The sequence below is a fragment of the Paenibacillus sp. J22FR21 genome (assembly GCF_056269135.1).
Genome location: NZ_JBWDNJ010000001.1, coordinates 853,749 through 870,586, shown reverse-complemented (window position 1 = coordinate 870,586; position 16,838 = coordinate 853,749). Strand labels below are relative to the sequence as shown.

At 47.4% G+C, this 16,838-nt stretch carries 15 protein-coding genes; 1 reads left to right on the top strand and 14 read right to left on the bottom strand.

The features are described 5' to 3' along the window. Nucleotides 1–66 precede the first annotated feature (66 nt). Nucleotides 67–1,839 carry an extracellular solute-binding protein gene (locus AC0YNS_RS04425; protein ID WP_475779796.1) on the bottom strand — a complete coding sequence of 591 codons (1,773 nt, stop codon included), beginning with the start codon at nucleotides 1,837–1,839 and terminating at the stop codon, nucleotides 67–69. A gap of 218 nt (nucleotides 1,840–2,057) precedes the next feature. Here AC0YNS_RS04425 and AC0YNS_RS04420 point away from each other — a divergent pair, with 218 nt between their 5' ends. Further along, nucleotides 2,058–3,785: a cache domain-containing sensor histidine kinase gene (locus AC0YNS_RS04420; protein ID WP_475779795.1), complete on the top strand. Its 1,728-nt coding sequence runs from the start codon at nucleotides 2,058–2,060 to the stop codon at nucleotides 3,783–3,785. 351 nt (nucleotides 3,786–4,136) lie between these two features. On the opposite strand, the gene AC0YNS_RS04415 is transcribed toward AC0YNS_RS04420, so the two are convergent. The 13 genes from AC0YNS_RS04415 to AC0YNS_RS04355 all read right to left on the bottom strand — a co-directional run bounded on the left by AC0YNS_RS04415 (nucleotide 4,137) and on the right by AC0YNS_RS04355 (nucleotide 16,778). After that, nucleotides 4,137–4,454, bottom strand: a complete 318-nt coding sequence (locus AC0YNS_RS04415) for a MocE family 2Fe-2S type ferredoxin (RefSeq protein WP_090975921.1) — start codon at nucleotides 4,452–4,454, stop codon at nucleotides 4,137–4,139. Beyond that, nucleotides 4,454–5,545 carry a fatty acid desaturase family protein gene (locus AC0YNS_RS04410; RefSeq protein ID WP_475779794.1) on the bottom strand — a complete coding sequence of 364 codons (1,092 nt, stop codon included), beginning with the start codon at nucleotides 5,543–5,545 and terminating at the stop codon, nucleotides 4,454–4,456. The genes AC0YNS_RS04415 and AC0YNS_RS04410 overlap by 1 nt, the downstream gene beginning before the upstream one ends. A gap of 64 nt (nucleotides 5,546–5,609) precedes the next feature. Further along, nucleotides 5,610–6,635 carry a LacI family DNA-binding transcriptional regulator gene (locus AC0YNS_RS04405; RefSeq protein ID WP_475779793.1) on the bottom strand — a complete coding sequence of 342 codons (1,026 nt, stop codon included), beginning with the start codon at nucleotides 6,633–6,635 and terminating at the stop codon, nucleotides 5,610–5,612. Nucleotides 6,636–6,709: 74 nt separating this feature from the next. After that, nucleotides 6,710–7,612: a sugar phosphate isomerase/epimerase family protein gene (locus AC0YNS_RS04400; protein ID WP_475779792.1), complete on the bottom strand. Its 903-nt coding sequence runs from the start codon at nucleotides 7,610–7,612 to the stop codon at nucleotides 6,710–6,712. A 30-nt stretch (nucleotides 7,613–7,642) separates the two neighbouring features. After that, entirely contained in the window at nucleotides 7,643–8,737 is a 1,095-nt protein-coding gene (locus AC0YNS_RS04395; protein WP_475779791.1) for a Gfo/Idh/MocA family protein, read from the bottom strand. Nucleotides 8,738–8,761: 24 nt separating this feature from the next. Then, the gene (locus AC0YNS_RS04390) at nucleotides 8,762–9,751 is read right to left on the bottom strand and encodes an aldose epimerase family protein (protein ID WP_475779790.1); all 990 of its coding nucleotides are present in this window, start codon (nucleotides 9,749–9,751) and stop codon (nucleotides 8,762–8,764) included. A gap of 199 nt (nucleotides 9,752–9,950) precedes the next feature. Beyond that, nucleotides 9,951–10,934, bottom strand: a complete 984-nt coding sequence (locus tag AC0YNS_RS04385; RefSeq protein ID WP_475779789.1) for a phosphotransferase enzyme family protein — start codon at nucleotides 10,932–10,934, stop codon at nucleotides 9,951–9,953. A 341-nt stretch (nucleotides 10,935–11,275) separates the two neighbouring features. Then, the gene (locus AC0YNS_RS04380) at nucleotides 11,276–12,187 is read right to left on the bottom strand and encodes a phytanoyl-CoA dioxygenase family protein (RefSeq protein ID WP_475779788.1); all 912 of its coding nucleotides are present in this window, start codon (nucleotides 12,185–12,187) and stop codon (nucleotides 11,276–11,278) included. A gap of 134 nt (nucleotides 12,188–12,321) precedes the next feature. After that, entirely contained in the window at nucleotides 12,322–12,915 is a 594-nt protein-coding gene (locus AC0YNS_RS04375) for a pentapeptide repeat-containing protein (protein ID WP_475779787.1), read from the bottom strand. 56 nt (nucleotides 12,916–12,971) lie between these two features. Beyond that, the gene (locus AC0YNS_RS04370; RefSeq protein WP_475779786.1) at nucleotides 12,972–13,997 is read right to left on the bottom strand and encodes a DUF2332 domain-containing protein; all 1,026 of its coding nucleotides are present in this window, start codon (nucleotides 13,995–13,997) and stop codon (nucleotides 12,972–12,974) included. Between the two features lie 140 nt (nucleotides 13,998–14,137). Further along, nucleotides 14,138–14,941, bottom strand: a complete 804-nt coding sequence (locus tag AC0YNS_RS04365) for an ABC transporter permease (RefSeq protein ID WP_475779785.1) — start codon at nucleotides 14,939–14,941, stop codon at nucleotides 14,138–14,140. 2 nt (nucleotides 14,942–14,943) lie between these two features. Continuing rightward, nucleotides 14,944–15,753 carry an ABC transporter permease gene (locus AC0YNS_RS04360; RefSeq protein ID WP_475779784.1) on the bottom strand — a complete coding sequence of 270 codons (810 nt, stop codon included), beginning with the start codon at nucleotides 15,751–15,753 and terminating at the stop codon, nucleotides 14,944–14,946. Next, complete coding sequence (locus AC0YNS_RS04355) at nucleotides 15,750–16,778, bottom strand: ABC transporter ATP-binding protein (protein WP_475779783.1); 1,029 nt, start codon at nucleotides 16,776–16,778, stop codon at nucleotides 15,750–15,752. The genes AC0YNS_RS04360 and AC0YNS_RS04355 overlap by 4 nt, the downstream gene beginning before the upstream one ends. Between the last annotated feature and the right edge of the window lie 60 nt (nucleotides 16,779–16,838).

Sequence of the window (16,838 nt, the reverse complement as noted above, 5' to 3'; positions counted from 1 at the left end):
AGATGAAGGATTGGTCAAAGTCTTCTTGCCACTTTGACCAATCCAAGCTTATTTATGCTGACTTCCTTATTGGGAGACCGATTGGTACCATTCGTTCACTTCAGCGGTCACCGCATCGCCACCGGCGGAATTCCATTCGTCAACAAACTTGTCGAAATCACTTACCGGAGCGTTGCCGAAAATGATTTTGCTAAACGTCTCTTGTTTTATTTTCTCAAGAAGTTCCCACTTCTTCTTCATGGTTGCCGTAGGCGCACCGTTGAAAACATTTACTTTAGAGGCATCAACCTGCTCCAATATTTTACCGTACCCTTGAACCTGATCCTCCGGATGATCTTTATAGAACAGATCATTAGGCGTTGACAGAGCCTCTCCTTTGTAACGCTTAATCATCGGCTCTACGCTGGCTTCGGGAATTTGCGGCATTTCCCACAGCAGGAAATACTTCTTGGAGTCAATATAGCCGTTAGGCAGATCCTCGTTTTTCCTGGTAGGCTGACCATCCTTCATGATCCAGTCATAACCTTCGAAATACCCGTGCTCAAACTCACTGCCTTCTCTTGGATATGCCAGGTTCTCGAACAAGTAATTGAAATAAACGAATAGTGCATCCAGGGTTCTAGGTTCGATGTCCTTGTTAATTAGGATGGCCGAACCGCCTTGAACCGTGCCGTTACGACCCGCTAGTCCGTCCGGACCGGTCGGAATGTGGTACGGCTTCATCTTGGCCGACGGAACGTTCTTAACCAGATCAGGGAACGGATACCACGGAAGCCACTGAGGTCCCGCGATCATACCGATTGTACCTTTGCTGATTACTTCAGCCACTTTGCCGCCGTCGTACAATCCCGAGTCTTTAGGTAGGTAGCCTTTGTCGTACCACTGCTTCAGCTTCTCTAAGCCTGCTTTCATCTCAGGCTGTACTGGCCCATAACCGACTTTGCCGTCTGCAGTCATATTCCATTGCTCCGGTACGACGCCGTAGGCACCGAAAATCCAGGTGGAATTGCCAATGCCGTCTGCCAAACTAGCCTTCGGTGCAATGACAAGGCCGTACGTATCCTTTTTGCCGTTTTGATCGGGGTCCTGGTTGGTGAATGCATCCATCACTTTCTCTACATCGTCAATCGTCTCCGGCGCCTTTAAATTCAATTGATCCAGCCAATCCTGACGGATCCATAGTACGGGATCCGAGCCGTAACCATAGGTCAATAGAGGAATACCATACTTCTTGCCATCCTTCTTGAAAGGGTTCCAAGTATAATCATACTTTTCCAACGCGTCTTTCCAGATCGGCGCAGCCTTTTCATTGAATGTCTCGCCGACATCCATGAATTTGCCGGAAGAGATAAGGTCTTGAGCCAAGTTTGCATCAAAGACAATCATCACATCGGGCATGGGCTCATTCGACGAGAGAGCAAGCCTTAGTTTTGTTTTGTAGGCGTCGTTTTGGTCCGTTACAGACCAAAGATTTTTGATATTGATTCCAAACCTCTCTTTCGCCCATTTCGTATGTACGTTATCATCGACATTCTCACCATCTTTGAATGTAACACCTGCAGCAACGCCACGAACGGTGGTAATCGTTACCTCGGGATTAAACTTCCCTGATAAGTTCCCGTCAACAACGGTGGCATTCTCCGCAGAATTGTCCTCTTGCACATCCGGTTCTTGTACCTGCTGATCATTCTTTTGTGTGTTGTTGGATCGATCAGTCGTCGATTTGTCGTTACTTGCGTTCTTCTGTTCGTCATCCGGGAATCCGCTGCAGGCCGTAAACAAAGTCATTGTGCACAATAGCATGACAAGCAACATGATAATTGGCCGACTTTTAAGCATACCGTCACCCCTTTAATTGGATAAGGAAACTAACCTACCTCCATAGTAATAAAGCGCTTTCAACTTATAAAGATCAAATACCCAATATCGTGTCACTATTTAAAGATGTTTTCCTATTTTCTCCAACAAGCCGCTCTGAGACAAATACATCAGCAGGAAGAGGAGCCCATGCGTCGAATGATCAGAAGTAGTCCAAGCGCTAAAGTCAGGGGGCATTTATGAGAGTTTCATCAACGAATAAGACTACCTTTCATAAAATGAATTTCATTATTTTCCTTCTGCTAATCCCGATTAATATTCTGTATTGGTTCTCTAATCAAGCAAGTATAAACGTAGTCAAAAATACGCAGCAGCAATCCGGGCTTAATCAGCTTGTCTATCTGGTCAACCAGCTTGATGGGAATGTAAACCAATTATCGAAAGTACTTGTTACGCTAAGCAGTGATCCAAGCATCATTGATTTCGCCTACCTTGGTCGATTGAAGCCATTTGAGCAGATGGAACTTGCTAATACGATCGAGAGAAAACTTGTTCTTCAAAGCGTATCCAATCAATTCGCGAATCATTTAAGCGTGTATTCCATATCTGCTAAACAAACTGTCGGCACTTATCCCGTTGGTGAATTTGAATATCCTGATTTACCAGGGGCCATCTCCGAATCGTGGACATTTAAGAGGAATCAGGGAATCAATGAGGAATATCAGTCTTATTTTGAACGATACTTGTTCTCCCCCTACTCGCAAAATAAAGTAATCGACGACGCGAATGTTATTCTGCGGGCAAGCTTTACTCCTGAGAATATTCGGTATATGCTGGGTGATTTTACGAAAGGTCAGCAAATGGAAGCCTACTTTTACTCCCCCGGCCGTGCACCGATTATGGGACAAACGACTGATAATTCAATGGTTCAGCAGCTTACGGCTAGGCTGGATACAAGTCTGCTTCCGAATGAAGGCAGCCAAGTCCTAAAGCTCCTTGGAGAAAAATATATGGTGTATTTCGCAAAATCCAAAACATTGAACTGGTATATGATTGGGTACACGCCACTCGATCGCGTTCTTGAGCCCATTACGCAAACCCGAAATCTATTCTATTTCTCTATCGTTCTCCTGCTGGCAACGGGAATTACGGCCTCCTTCATGCTCTATCGAAACGTTCAACTCCCCATTAGCAGGCTGATCTGGGGGGTAACTCAGTTTAAGCAAGGTAATTATGCGGTGCGGATTCGTGACACCAGTAAGAATGAATTCGATTTCTTAATCGGGAGTTTCAATGAGATGGCGGAACAAATCGAACAGCTTATCGAGAATGTTTATAAGGAAAAACTATTCGCGCGCGAGGCCATGTTAAAGCAGCTTCAATCTCAAATCAATCCGCATTTTTTGTACAACTGTCTGTTTTTCATTCAAAATATGTCACGCTCCGGAAACGATGAAGCCGTTGAAGCAATGGCACTGAGCTTAGCGGAATTCTTCCGCTATACGACACGATTGGAGAAGCGTACGGCACCTCTTCATGATGAACTGAAGTTGGTCACCAACTATCTCATGATTCAGCAATTAAGGATGAAAAGGCTGCAGTACCAGATCGACATTCCGGAAGAAATGCTGGATATGGAACTACCTTACTTATTTCTGCAGCCTTTTATAGAGAATGCCATCATTCACGGCTTTGAACAGAAGAAAGGTCCTTGTATAATTTGCATTTCAGGACAAGTTCGTAGTGAGATGAATATCATCGTCGTTGAAGATAACGGAAAAGGACTAACCCAGGAAGAAATCGGCCGTCTACATGATAAATTACATTCTACACTGAATGAGGATATGGGCCACGCAATTTGGAACGTGTATCGAAGGCTTGTTCTGGAATTCGGAGAACGCGCCGTTATTCGGTTCTCTTCATCCTCACTCGGTGGAGTTCGGGTCGAAATCATTTGGAATGCCTAGTTCCCGATCTAGGAAGTCGCGCTTGCTGCACTACGCTTATTTCTTGTGTATAGAAAAGCCGCCCTCATCCTTCCGGATGCTGGCGGCCTAGTTTCAGACAGCTGTATTTGCAGAACCTAATCTATCTTCTTGCTTACTCCGCCACCAAAAGTATTCTGATATCCATCGGCATCTTTTATCGTAAATTCGCTCCAAGGCTCATAGTAATTCGGACCATTGACGATTGCGACACTCATAGAACATACCTCTAATTTGGAATATTAAACCAATATAAGTTTAATCATACAATAAAAGGCACCGAGCGAACAGGAATTTCTCCCTATCCATTCGATGCCTACTCGTAATGCACGATTAAATCAATATAAACACTTTGTCATCTTCTACTTTGACCTGGTAGGACTGCAAATCCACACAAGCAGGAACGCGTACTGCCGCACCGGTTGTAATATCAAAGCGACCGTTGTGCTTCGGGCATTCCACTTGCTTCCCCATTACAAGTCCCTCTGACAGATGGTACTTCCCATGTGTGCAGAAACCGTCAGTCGCGTGGTAATCCCCTTTGTCGGAGCGGTACACAGCGAAGGAACGATCTGCCTGATCGAAACGGATTACATCCTCTACTTCAATTTCATCAGCATCGCAAACTTCTACCCATTCCTGGTTTGACACTATGCTTCACTCCTTGTTAGTTGGTCCAAATTAGGACCGTAGCGATAAGGAACGGCTGTATCCGGCAGCGGCTTAACGACAACATAAGACGGATCGTCTTTCTGCTTGCGAAGCGCGCCGATAACTTCTTTGAGGGCTGCCCATAGACTCGGTCGAGCTGCCGGGCAATCGGATTTCATGACTTCATGGAGTTTAGGCAAGGCGTGAAACGGAACCATCGGGAACATATGATGCTCCGTATGGTAGTTCATGTTCCAATAAAGGAAACGGAATACCCGGTTCATATAGATTGTCCGCGTATTCAGGCGATGATCCAACACATCTTCATACAGACCCAAATGCTGCGTAATCCCAAACGTGAGTACAAGCAAACCGCCATAGAATGAAGGAAGAATGATGAACATTGCAGGCAGAATGCTGCCCATGTAGATGCATGCTGCAATAACAGCCAGAATAATCAGCATGTAAACACGTGCTTCACGGTACACTTTATGGTGCTCGGAAGCCGGAATATAGTCTTTCTCTTGCTCATCCAGCTTACCGAATGTATGCAGGAGGAAGCTTTTGATTGCCAGCGGGCCGCCGTACAAGTGGAAAATTTGCATGTATAGGATTTTCCAAACCGGCGGTCTGGCGGTAATGATCTCCGGATCGCGGCCTACGATAATCGTATCGGTATGATGACGGGCATGACTCCAGCGCCATGGCGTAGCCGATCGCAGGACAAAGAACGAAGCAATGTGATAAACGACGTCATTCATCCAAGGTGTCTTAAAAGCGGTACCGTGTCCACATTCATGCCAGCGGGAATCGCCTGGTGTTGCATAAAGCAAACCGTACAGGAAGAACGCCGGAACTGCCCACCATGTGCCCCAAGATTGATAAGCAAGGAATCCAAGGATAATGAGTCCGCCAAACCAGATCAGCGTATCTCGGATAGCCGGACCATCCTTTCTCTTCATCAATTCCTTCATCTTTGCACGAGGGATTGGGGTTTGATGCCACTCTGCGGAAGCAAGACCTTTCTCATCCGCACGTTTGCTTTCAACGCCTTTCAAACTGTAGTCTCTTCGTTGTACGACAATTGCCACTATGACCGCCTCCTTATTTATTTCTATTCGTGCGCGGGCACGTCATTCTCCAAAAAAGAAAGCCTTACAGGCTTTCGGGAATATAAATATGTGTCTCTGTATAATGATGCTCGGACTCCGGCTGCTTCCCTGCAAACACATGATCAAACAGGATACGCAGCGACAAGTACCCTTGCCTCTCCGGATTCTGTACAATCGTGAAATCAATGATCCGCTCACGAAGGCCTTGAATAGCCGGAGGAATCAGATCGTTGCAGACAACTCGAAGTGCGCCTTCTTGCTTATGATGCTTGATAACGTCAACACATGCGCCAATATCGCCTGTCGCCATGTAGATGCCGCTAATATCATGTTGTGTACGCAGTGCAAGATCAAGGTGAAGATACGTATCTGCATATCGGTCAAAGCCTTCAATGACTTGAAGCACTTCAAGCTTATTGCCATGCTCCGCAAGTCCTTGCTTGAATCCTTCAACCCGAGAACGATGTGCATGGAACTTCAGGTTACCGGTAACGATCAACACTTTGGCATTCGGCTGCAGAACACGGTTCATCAAACCAGCAGCAACCATCCCGCTCTTATGCAAATCCTGCCCCACGAAACAAATCCGTTTGCTGAGCTCTACATCCGAGTTGAACGTGACAATCGGTACTGCCCGTTCAGCAGCGTAATCGATGCTTGCACGAATCAATTCATCGTCCATGACGGAGAACATAATACCGCTTACGCCAGCTTCGACAAGCTCGCGAATGGCAGCCGCACCTTCCTCCGGACTCTTATTATCGACGAATCGATACTCCAGTCGGACGCCAAGATCCTTAAGCTCTTCTGCCGCAACGCTGATTCCGTTACGAATCGCTTCGAAGAACTGAATTTCCTGCGGCGGCATAATAATGCCGAATACAAGAGGTTTCTTCTGATACGCTAACGCTTTGGCAGCAATATTAGGTACATAATTCAGTTCAGCTGCAATGCTAAGAATTCGATCGCGAACATCCGGTTTCACGCCGGGCCTGTCGTTAAGCACCCGGTCAACGGTTCCTCGCGATACCCCTGCTTGCTTGGCAATTTCTCTAATGGTTACGGTCATAATTCGCTCCTATTGCCCAGGTGTGCTCGGGCACCTTTTATTATAGAGCGAATGATTTATTCTCACAAGAGCCTTTATACGCCAACTGATTTGAGTTTATTGTCGAGGAACGTTTTCGCACGCGGAATGTCCTCTTCTTCCAAATGCTCAATGATGATCGGAATGTTCGGATGAAGCTTCGCCAAACGCTCCAGATACAAGTCATAGTTCAAATTGCCAAGGCCCGGAGCCGGAAGTTCGACTGCGCCTGCACCACGGAATGAGTGAGACTCGGAAGCGTCAATATCAGCATGCTTCTCGAGCGTATCAGTAGCCCGCATGCAGTCTTTGGCGTGCGCAATTTTGACTTTATCGCCAACTGCATTGAAGATGCGGTTCAACGTTTCATCAATATGATCGATATTATTGTCGGTGAAATAGTTAGTCGGATCCATCAGTAGGCCAAGTCCCGGATGATTGACATCCGAGAGCAAGCGCGATACTTGATCCACAGAGCCGATAACGTTGTTAACGTAGTTCTCAATCAAGAAAACAGAGCCGTTGTCGTAAGCAAATTTAGCCAGATCTTCAATCGTGTTTGCTACTTCCTCGTACGCTTCTTCCGTTGCATTCTTCGGATCCCATACCCAGTCACTCTCCGTATTGTAAGTACCTGTCTCACTCACCACGTACGGGCTGCCTAGTTCACGAGCAAATTCAAGAATTTTCTTAACGCCATGGACGTTCTGTTTGCGTTTCTCGGGATCCGGGTGAATCAGGTTCGTATAACCGGAGATGCAGACGATCGGCAGATTCGCATCACGGAATGCATCGCGAATGGTGCGGCATTTCTCTTTCGTCAAGGAATCGAAGGATAGATCCATGTCTTTGAAAGCCAAGTCCAGCTGCACGCATGAGAAACCGTCTTTCTTCATTCTAGCGATCGATTCCTGAAGCGAATAAGGATAATAAGCGTTGAAAATACCGACTGATAACATAATGATGACCTCCGCGCGTTATATTTTGGCTTAAATGAATTCCGATAACTTCACTGTCCTGCCTTCGGCAATGGACTTGTAGCAAGCGTCAACCGCCGCCATGGTCTTCAAATTATCGCGTCCGCCGATTTCCGGCTCGCTGTTTGTTTCCACGGCACGCAGCAGCTGTGCCATTGTTCCTTGGAATGCATCCGGGAACCAAACGGAATCCCATTCCGGGCGAATCCATTCGTTCGGTTGCTGACGGGTCGTGAATGCCAGCGTGCTTGGCGAATGCTCCGGATAACGCGGCCAGCCGATTGTACCTGTAGCCATGCCATCCAAACCTTCGACGCGCCACTTGATGTAAATATCCTTCTCTGTGCCTTCGCCCGGCCAAGCCCATACATCATCTAAGCTAGTCGCCATCAACTCATCCTCATATTGGAAGGTGTATTGCGAAATACCATCGATATGCGAGAACTTCGTGCGCGGGTCTTTGCGCGTAACGGCTGTGATCTTCTCAGGGTCGCCGAACAGATAACGGAACGCATCAATATGATGGATACCCATATTAAGAATCTCGATTTGCTCATATTGCTCAAGGAAGCCCTGCCAGTGCGGAATCGCACGCATTTCAATCGTTGCAAGAACAGGCTGTCCCAAGAATCCGCCTTCAAGAATCGCTTTAAGCGCGCGGATGGATTGGTCATATCGCATGTTGGAGTTTACGGCGATTTTGACCCCTGCTGCCTCGCATAACTCGACGATTTGACGAGCTTCTTGTGAATTCATCGCAAGCGGCTTCTGGCACAGAATCCCTTTAATATGCGGTTGCTTCACGGCTTCGCGGACTACGTCAAGTTGACGATCCGGAGGCAATGCGATATCGAGAATTTCGATCTCCGGATCGCGCACGAGCTCTTCCCACGTACGGTGAACCTTAGGGATATTACGCAGCTCTGCTACGGCTTTCGCATTCTCATACGTACGGGACGCAATGGCAACCGGATTGAATCCGGCATCGCGATAAGCGACTAGGTGGCAATCCCGCATAATAAAGCCGGATCCGATACATCCTATCCGGTAATCCATCCGTTTGGGCATTTCAGGCCGAATAATGGTTTGAAAATCAAGCTGTTTCATCTTTATGCCTCCTTCGTTCCTTGCCTAGTTATTGGATTCGATCCAAAGTGAAGTTGTTATCGTGCGCTCTTCTCCTGCTTTTATACCCTGGACACCCGTTAACTCTTGCTCATACGGAAGATTGAATGCATCCGTTACATAGGTATAAGGCTCAATGGAGAAAGCTTGATCCCAGTTCGGTCGGAACAACAGCACGAATGGGAATTGCGCATCAAGTTGGTAGGCGATGGTATAGCCCGCATTAGGCAGTACTAAACGGTTTATGAAATCCGACTCCGGATCAATGGTGAGCAGCGTACATCCAAGCTCCGGATAATCGGCTAGCTCGATTCCGGATTGGATCGCTTCGCTCAGCTCCGTTACCGCTGGACGTCCCGTTACGAAAGATAAATTCGTAATGGGCCATTCTGCTGCAGCAGGAACCTGTAGTGTAAGATAGGGGTCGCTTTCATAGGGCAGCGAGAAGTAAGGATGCAATCCATAAGCGAATGGCGCTTCATCGGAGCCTTCATTCTTTATGCAGCTATCCATACCCAGCTTGCCGTCAAGCAGCCGGTATGTAATCGTGAACGTTAATGAATGTGGAAAATATGCCAGGATGTCCGGGTAATTCTCATAGCGCAAACGACTTGTAACCCATGCTCCCTGTTCATCGGATGCACCGCAATCAAGCACTTCCCATGCTCTTACGCTCAACTCTCCGTGTAAATGATAATCCGGCGGTTCATTGATTGGAAAATGGTACGTACGATCTCGAAACGTAAATGTACCTTTGTTAATCCGGTTAGGTGGAGACAACACCGGAGTCCCGTACTTCGAGCTGGCAAATTTCTCGTTCTTCAGCGTAGATAAGCTTACGGAAGTCTTGATGACTTCGCGTCCATCAGTCGTAAAGCTGTACAGATTATTGCCAACTTCCGGCAGCAGCTCTGCAATACTTCCGCTTAATGTATCAGACAACTTAATAATGGTTATGCCATCTTGCTTGAGCGTTTCAACTACGTATCTACTCATGTTCTCCCTCCGATGGTTCGCGGGATCGCGTGTTTGAGTCCGGCACGTTGGGAACGGTTTCAATCGCTATGTGCTCGGGCACATTTGATTATATAACGAGTAATCGATATTCACAACAACAATTTATTATCCTTCGCGTTACCTATTGAAGCGAGTACAGAGGCTCAATGAAGGAGCCTCTGTACTCTTGTGTCGCCTATTAGAGCTTCGTGCCGAAATTCGTCGACTTTCTGCTCATGGCTTGCGCAAATCTCGTTCGTAAGTGCTGCATCCACTCCGGCTCATGATCCCATTTCTCCGCAACGGATCGAATTAATCGCGCATAACCGTATACATTTGCAAAACGCCTCAGTGCCGGTAATACCGATTCCATGTTCTCCGGTAAATCATATGCCGTGCTGTATCCCTCCAAGAAACACTGTTTCTTACGGTGATACAGCTCTTCCGAAATACAGTCCTGCAAGCTGTCCAGCGCTTGCTCGATGTCCATCGCATACCAGTGATACATGGCATCGTCGAAGTCAATCGCATAACAACGCTTCGTTTCATGATCATAGAACACATTGTCGTATTCGAAGTCATAATGGATCAAACCATAATTTCGTGAATGGATGGGTAAAGCAGCAAAATAATCGCGAAGCAATTGGACCTCCGTCCTGGCTGCTGCTTCATTCGGGAGCTCCTTGATCTGATCATCAATCCAATCCAGCACCTCGCTATATGACCATCTTCGTTTATCCCCCGGCTCATACTCGCTCGAGAACCGGTGGAGCTCACCCAGCGCTTGGCCGTGGCTAAAGACGATCTCGTCGGCAAGGTCAGTTTGATTCATCGCAGATCCAGGCACTCTCTCGAATACGGAGGCGTAATAGTCGCCCCAAGGCGTTTGAATTTCTGCGAGTTCCTCCCCTGCATTGGATTTCACGGCCACCAGCACGCCATACTCATGTTCGTGCAAGTACTTAATGAATGCCAGCTCGGCTTCGATATTCGATCGGTTTTTCTCCCCAACAGGAGCAAACCTTAGCAGCTGTGTCTCGCTTTTCTTGCGAAACGGATAAATCGCATTCGATGATATCCGGTAATATTGAAACATCTCAGTCGACTCTGCATCATAGTCCCAGTTCCTCAGAATCATTTCGGCCAAGTTTTCATTATGGAATAAATAGTTCAGCTTTAACATATTCAGGTGACCTCCGCGTCATAAGCTTATTTTTGCGCGCAAAAAGACCGCAAGGCATATTGCCTGCGGCCTAATAATTCTGATCATTAGGGTTTGCTTGCATACGCAAACAAACCTATCCCGATACAGAAATATAGTACAGAAACATCCTTCTTCACGGCAGACTCACTGTGTCTGCCCACCTATTCAGTTCACGCTCACCTTAATAATTGTTGCAGTAGTGGTCGTAGCCCGGCGTTTCATGCCGCTCACTCCTTTCGGAAATAACAAGTATCTTCATCGTATATGAGATCGTGGTTGGAAGCAATTACTATTTCTACGAGAACTTTGCTACCTCCGGCCTACAGCTTGAGCGCACGTTTAATGCTCATCTCAAGCGGCGAATACGCACTGCCGTCGCTACGATCGAAGTTCATCCGCTCTTTGAGAGGCGTCGTTCGATTGCACATGAAACGGGTCACGCCGCTATGGTTTTGCGAGGGGGTATGATAGAGAAAAGGATGGCATAAGATAACGTCGCCCGGCGACATAGTCGTCTCCTTTACCCGAAGTAAAGTGCCGTGCTCGTCGGTAAAGCCGTTCGTCATAAACCTCTCAACACGATTCGCTCCGGGCAAGAAAGAATCATCTGCGTTTCCTGTTAGCGCGGCCAGCCAGGGATGCCAGACATTACACTCTGCAATCGCTTCATGCGGATCCATTCCCTCCGGCTTCGTGGCTAAGTAACGGGCGACAACTTGATGAGAGCCTTCTGCAATTAACGTTCCCCCGCCATGCGGCCCGATCTCCGAGAAGATGCACAAACACAGCAAACCCTGCTCACGGGCGTCGACGAAATGGCGAAAATGAGACCCGTCCCAGTGCCAGCCGGTTGCCGGAACATCCCACTCTTCGTTCGCACCAAGATTGAAATTAACCGGCCACCAGCCCCAGCTCGGATAATTCCGGTCCTCGTCGCCGTACCACAATACCTTCTGCGTCCAGCGATCCTCTCCAATCAGATCCTCAATAGCATCACCAAGCCGGTCCGTGTTGCATCGATCAAATGCTTCGCTTCGAAAGTTTTCTTTCATGAACAATATAGGCGTATTCCACGTATCTCGGTTGTCTCGATCGATCTCATATCGTCTTAGCTGCTCCCACAGGAAGTCTTGGCATTCCAGCGCCAACGTTCTCGGGAATGCTTCCTCCACTTTGACCCAACCCAGCTCCATAAATTGCTCAATCTGTGAATCAGTCAGCACCATGTTCATCTCTGTTCAAGCCTCCCATTACTGATTTGCCTACCATAATTGAAGCGCTTTCTCCAATATAACAGGCGACCGGCCATTTTCATATCCATATTTATACATAACAAAAAAGCCGCGATTCATCGCGACTTCGTCAATTACTCTTCAGCGAGCACAATATCCATGCAATACAAGAGGTTAAGCGCCTCGGGCAGCATAAATTTCGCTTGGCGGATTCGATTCTGGCTAGGATCGATCTGATAATTAAGCGCGTGGGAGAGGTCTGCTCCGGATAAATTGGTGTCACCGAACATACTTTCCGTGAAATCCGAGCCTCTTAAATTTGCTTTCGACAGATCCGCTTCGCGGAAATCAACATCCTTGACAGAACAATTCGTGAACGACGATTGCGGCAATGCGACACCGATGAAGGTCGAGTGATTTAACGTACAATCTTCGAATTTGAGCAGGCTCGGCACTGCGATTCGCGGCCATTCCGCTTCCGACCAATTGATCCCGACTAGCTTCGATTGCATGAAATGAACCTGAGAGAACTTGCTGTCAGCAACCTTCATGAGGTTCAAATCGCAGCGGATAAACGTGCATCCGGTAAATTTGCATTCATCGAATACGGTTTCGCTAAACTCACAATTCGTAAACGTGCAATCGTAGAAATGGACCGCGACGACTTCCACTTTGCTAAACTTGATATCCTTGAATTGCTCATCGAAATATTCGCTCTCCGTGAACACCCTAGTCACATCCTTATTTCTTAATACGGCTAAACGTGGTCATGACCATCTCTAAACTAGCGTTTCCAACTCAACCACCTGGCATGCCCATCCGTTTCGGCTAGCCGCATACTCTGAAACCGGCCATCCCTATAGGTATCGAGATGCAAATCAAGATCCCACATATTATTGTAGAGGTGATAGACCTCTCTTGTCTCCCCCAATATTCGGATTTGTTCAACTAATTGGTGTTTATCTGAGTGACGGAGTTGATTAGCCACATGCGTATGAAAGATGCACAAGGCATGATCCTCAGAGGTCGTCACTGCCGCCGAATCCAAACATGCCAAGGCGTTGCCTTCAATAAGTTGAACAGCTTGATGATCAAAATAACTTGCCGCCTCTTCAAAATGGTTCATACGCTCACGATGCTCCGGCCAAATTAAAGCCTTCATCCACATTCGATCCTCCGACTGATGGAGTTGATTTACATGGAGATCAATGCCGATCCTGGACGCCACCGGAGGACTATCCGAGTAGAGGAATGGAAGATTCGGTCCGCGCAGAGAAGCGGTCAAGGTGAATTGGGATTGCGGATTGCCATAATACCCATCGACATGACTATAGGAATACCTATACTTATCCCAGAACAACTGCAGTCCGGCGCTCGTTCCGATCTCGATTAATGCAAGCGGTTTGTTCGATAGATGGTGGATGAGGCAGAACGCCGGATACAGATACGCACAGCGGCGAACCTCATTCGTCTGAACCAGCTTCGTAGTCAGCAATTGAACAAGTTCATCTCGGTAGAGCAGGCAGAATGCCTTGAAAGGTTCAAAAGCTGCTGCGGCGTCCTTCGGATTCGGCACAATACTCGCATAATAATCCTTCAAGTCATGCTCAATGCCGCTTAGAAGCATATAATGTACCGCACCTAGGTAGAGGTTCGGGATTGGCTGCCCTTCTCTACTGGCAGAGGCCATGCGAAGCAGGTCATCGTCTCCCGCTATTCGGCCTGAAAGCTGCTCATACAAGCTGCTTGACCCTTTGCATTCTTTCTCGGCAAATCTTCTGAAGCTCTCGGATATGCTCGAAATCTCCATTCGTCCACCTCCAACAATAATCGCTCAGTTAGAGTGTAGCATCCCAAATAGATAAACAGAACCTTCATTATTCTATACTTGTAATAAGTATTATTTATCACATAAAAAGAGACTGCCAAAGGCAGCCTTGAGAACAACAGTTAACTTCCTGTCCCCTGATACTTATTAAGTCCCCTGTTCCAAACTGCGTAGGCGAGCACGAACAGCGCAAGTCCGACAACCGGTGCGACATAAGGCAGCATCGGCGAGAACAGTGTCTCCCCCGTCTTGTTCAAGATCAGCTGTGACGGATAGAAGTTGACGAAAGCATAGGGAACGACAAAGGTAACGAGAATGCGAATAAACTTGTTGTAGATTGATATGGGATAATCCATAAACGAACGAATCCCGTGCACAACCATGTCCATCAATGCACCGGAACGAGTGAACCAGAAGCACATCGAGCCGGTAATTACGATGAAAGCCGCTTGCACAAGGGTTGCCCCGAGCAGAACGACAGCAAGGATGAGCAATTCGGTGAATCCCATATGTACATTCAGATGGTTGAAGCACACGATGAACATCGTAATCCCGATGATCACATCGCCTAAGTAGAAATGCCCGAATGTCCGTATAATCATATGGACGAACGGGTTAACCGGTTTGACGAGCATGACATCGAATGTGCCTTGTGCGACCATGTCTTCTACTTCCCACATCTGGAACGAGAAGAAAATCGAAGCTAAGCCGAACGTAAACATATTCATCGTGTAAATCAGCATGACCTCGTACATTCCCCAGCCATTAATCGTGTTGAATCGGTCGAGCATGACCCAGATGATCAAGAAATTGACGATATGTCCCATTGCGAATCCGAGGAAATCCAAGTAAAACATGATGCCGTACTCCGATTTGCTTTTGAAATAGATCGGGATAAAACGGGCATATAATTTCAGAAACCGCATGTTCAGCCTCCCTGCACGACCAGTTTTTTCACCGCACTTGCCCACATCCGCCGTTCCAGAAGAAGCAACGCGACGATCCAGCCCACCTGCTGCAAAATAACGAAGCCAACGTCCATTAACCCGCTCGTTTTGCCTAAATAAACGGAGATTGGATCATAGTAAATCAACCGAAACGGCAGACAATAGGAAATTGTCGTCAACGTTCCGGAGAAGAACCAGATTGGGATGAAGGCTCCGGAGAACAAGCGAATCAGCCCGCTTAGCAGCACATTAATTTGCCAGACGAGGACATACCAGAACGCAATTAAACCGATGATGTAGTTGATGAGGAAGTTGAGTAGAAAGGCATTGAAGAGCATAATTGCGAAAGCCACCGCATTCCAGCCGGTCGGCAGCTCTAATCGAAAGAAATACAAGCTAATCAATAGGAGCGGAATGAGTTCGAAGAGTACGCGGTATACGTTCTGTCCAAGCGAATGAAAGAATGCGACGAAGCGAAAATTCACCGGTTTCAGCAGCTCCATCGCAATTTCGCCGTTCCTTACTTTTCTCCCGACCCAGAAGATGACATTATTCGTTGCGAATACGGAGATGAACGAGCTGATGACTACATAGGTGACCATCTCCTTTACAGAGATGCTGCCTGCACCGGAATCCACCTGCGCATGTCCGGCAAATACGGCATACCAGATGTAAACCTGCACGAAAACCTTAATCAGCTGGCCAAACAGAAACATGAATACTTCCATCCGATAAGCCATATTTTGACGAAGTGAATTCAGCGTCAATTCCCGATAGAGGGCGAGTCTCATACGAAAACACGCTCCCGATCCGCAGCAGCCTCAAGCGGAAGCCGCTCGACATACATCGTACGAATGATCTCTTCGATGTCTGTTTCCTTGACGACAAAGTCTTTCACTTCGTACCTGTCCATAATCCATTTGATCAGCATCGAGGAGTTGATTAGCTTCTTGTCATAGACCAGCTGCGTCTTCTTACCGTCAACACTGACGCTCGTCACGCCGAGCTCGCTCAGCTCTTGAGAGGACTCGAATATCCGATCCGTTTCCACAACCATCTGTTCGCCGGTGCCAAAGTCGTTCTTCAATTGTTCCAGGTTCCCGTCATACATCAGCTTGCCTTGATCAATAACCATGACGCGGCTGCAAAGCTTCTCAATATCGGACATATCATGGGTCGTGAGTATAACTGTCGTTCCGCGATCACGGTTGATTTCGAGGATAAAGTTACGGATCTTCTCCTTGACCACCACATCCAGTCCGATGGTTGGCTCATCCAGATAGATAATATCCGGGTCATGCAGCAGTGCAGCGCATAAGTCCGCCCGCATTCGCTGTCCAAGACTGAGCTGCCTTACGGCTACATGCTTGAACTCCTCCAAACCAAGAATATCCGTGAAGCGCTCCATATTCTCGTTGAATCTGGCGAGTGGAATATCGTACATGTATCGCATCAGCTTGAGTGAATCGATGACGGGCGTATCCCACCATAGCTGCGTTTTCTGACCGAAGACGGCACCAATGCGCATCGCGTTCAGCTCACGATTCTTGTAAGGCTCAATGCCATTTACGATAACCCGACCGCTTGTTGGTACGAGAATTCCGACGAGCATTTTGATCGAGGTGGATTTGCCCGCCCCGTTTGGGCCGATATATCCCACAATTTCCCCTTTATCGATCGTGAACGAAATGTCATCAACGGCCGTCTTGGTTTCATACTCGCGATAGACAAGCCCTTTGACATTGTTCCATAACCCTTCTCTGCTCTTGTTGCGCTTGAACTCTTTGCGCAAATTTTCCACTTGAATGACAGCCATACCATCCCTCTTTTCTCCTCTGAAAAGACTAATGACTACTACAAATTCTAATAATTACCA

Excerpts from the sequence above, each read along its gene's own strand:
- AC0YNS_RS04420 (WP_475779795.1), top strand. The coding sequence starts at position 2,058 with ATGAGAGTTTCATCAACGAATAAGACTACCTTTCATAAAATGAATTTC.
- AC0YNS_RS04405 (WP_475779793.1), bottom strand. The coding sequence starts at position 6,635 with ATGACCGTAACCATTAGAGAAATTGCCAAGCAAGCAGGGGTATCGCGA.
- AC0YNS_RS04370 (WP_475779786.1), bottom strand. The coding sequence starts at position 13,997 with ATGGAGATTTCGAGCATATCCGAGAGCTTCAGAAGATTTGCCGAGAAA.
- AC0YNS_RS04365 (WP_475779785.1), bottom strand. The coding sequence starts at position 14,941 with ATGCGGTTTCTGAAATTATATGCCCGTTTTATCCCGATCTATTTCAAA.
- AC0YNS_RS04355 (WP_475779783.1), bottom strand. The coding sequence starts at position 16,778 with ATGGCTGTCATTCAAGTGGAAAATTTGCGCAAAGAGTTCAAGCGCAAC.
- AC0YNS_RS04400 (WP_475779792.1), bottom strand. The coding sequence starts at position 7,612 with ATGTTATCAGTCGGTATTTTCAACGCTTATTATCCTTATTCGCTTCAG.
- AC0YNS_RS04425 (WP_475779796.1), bottom strand. The coding sequence starts at position 1,839 with ATGCTTAAAAGTCGGCCAATTATCATGTTGCTTGTCATGCTATTGTGC.
- AC0YNS_RS04385 (WP_475779789.1), bottom strand. The coding sequence starts at position 10,934 with ATGTTAAAGCTGAACTATTTATTCCATAATGAAAACTTGGCCGAAATG.
- AC0YNS_RS04395 (WP_475779791.1), bottom strand. The coding sequence starts at position 8,737 with ATGAAACAGCTTGATTTTCAAACCATTATTCGGCCTGAAATGCCCAAA.
- AC0YNS_RS04380 (WP_475779788.1), bottom strand. The coding sequence starts at position 12,187 with ATGAACATGGTGCTGACTGATTCACAGATTGAGCAATTTATGGAGCTG.
- AC0YNS_RS04390 (WP_475779790.1), bottom strand. The coding sequence starts at position 9,751 with ATGAGTAGATACGTAGTTGAAACGCTCAAGCAAGATGGCATAACCATT.
- AC0YNS_RS04360 (WP_475779784.1), bottom strand. The coding sequence starts at position 15,753 with ATGAGACTCGCCCTCTATCGGGAATTGACGCTGAATTCACTTCGTCAA.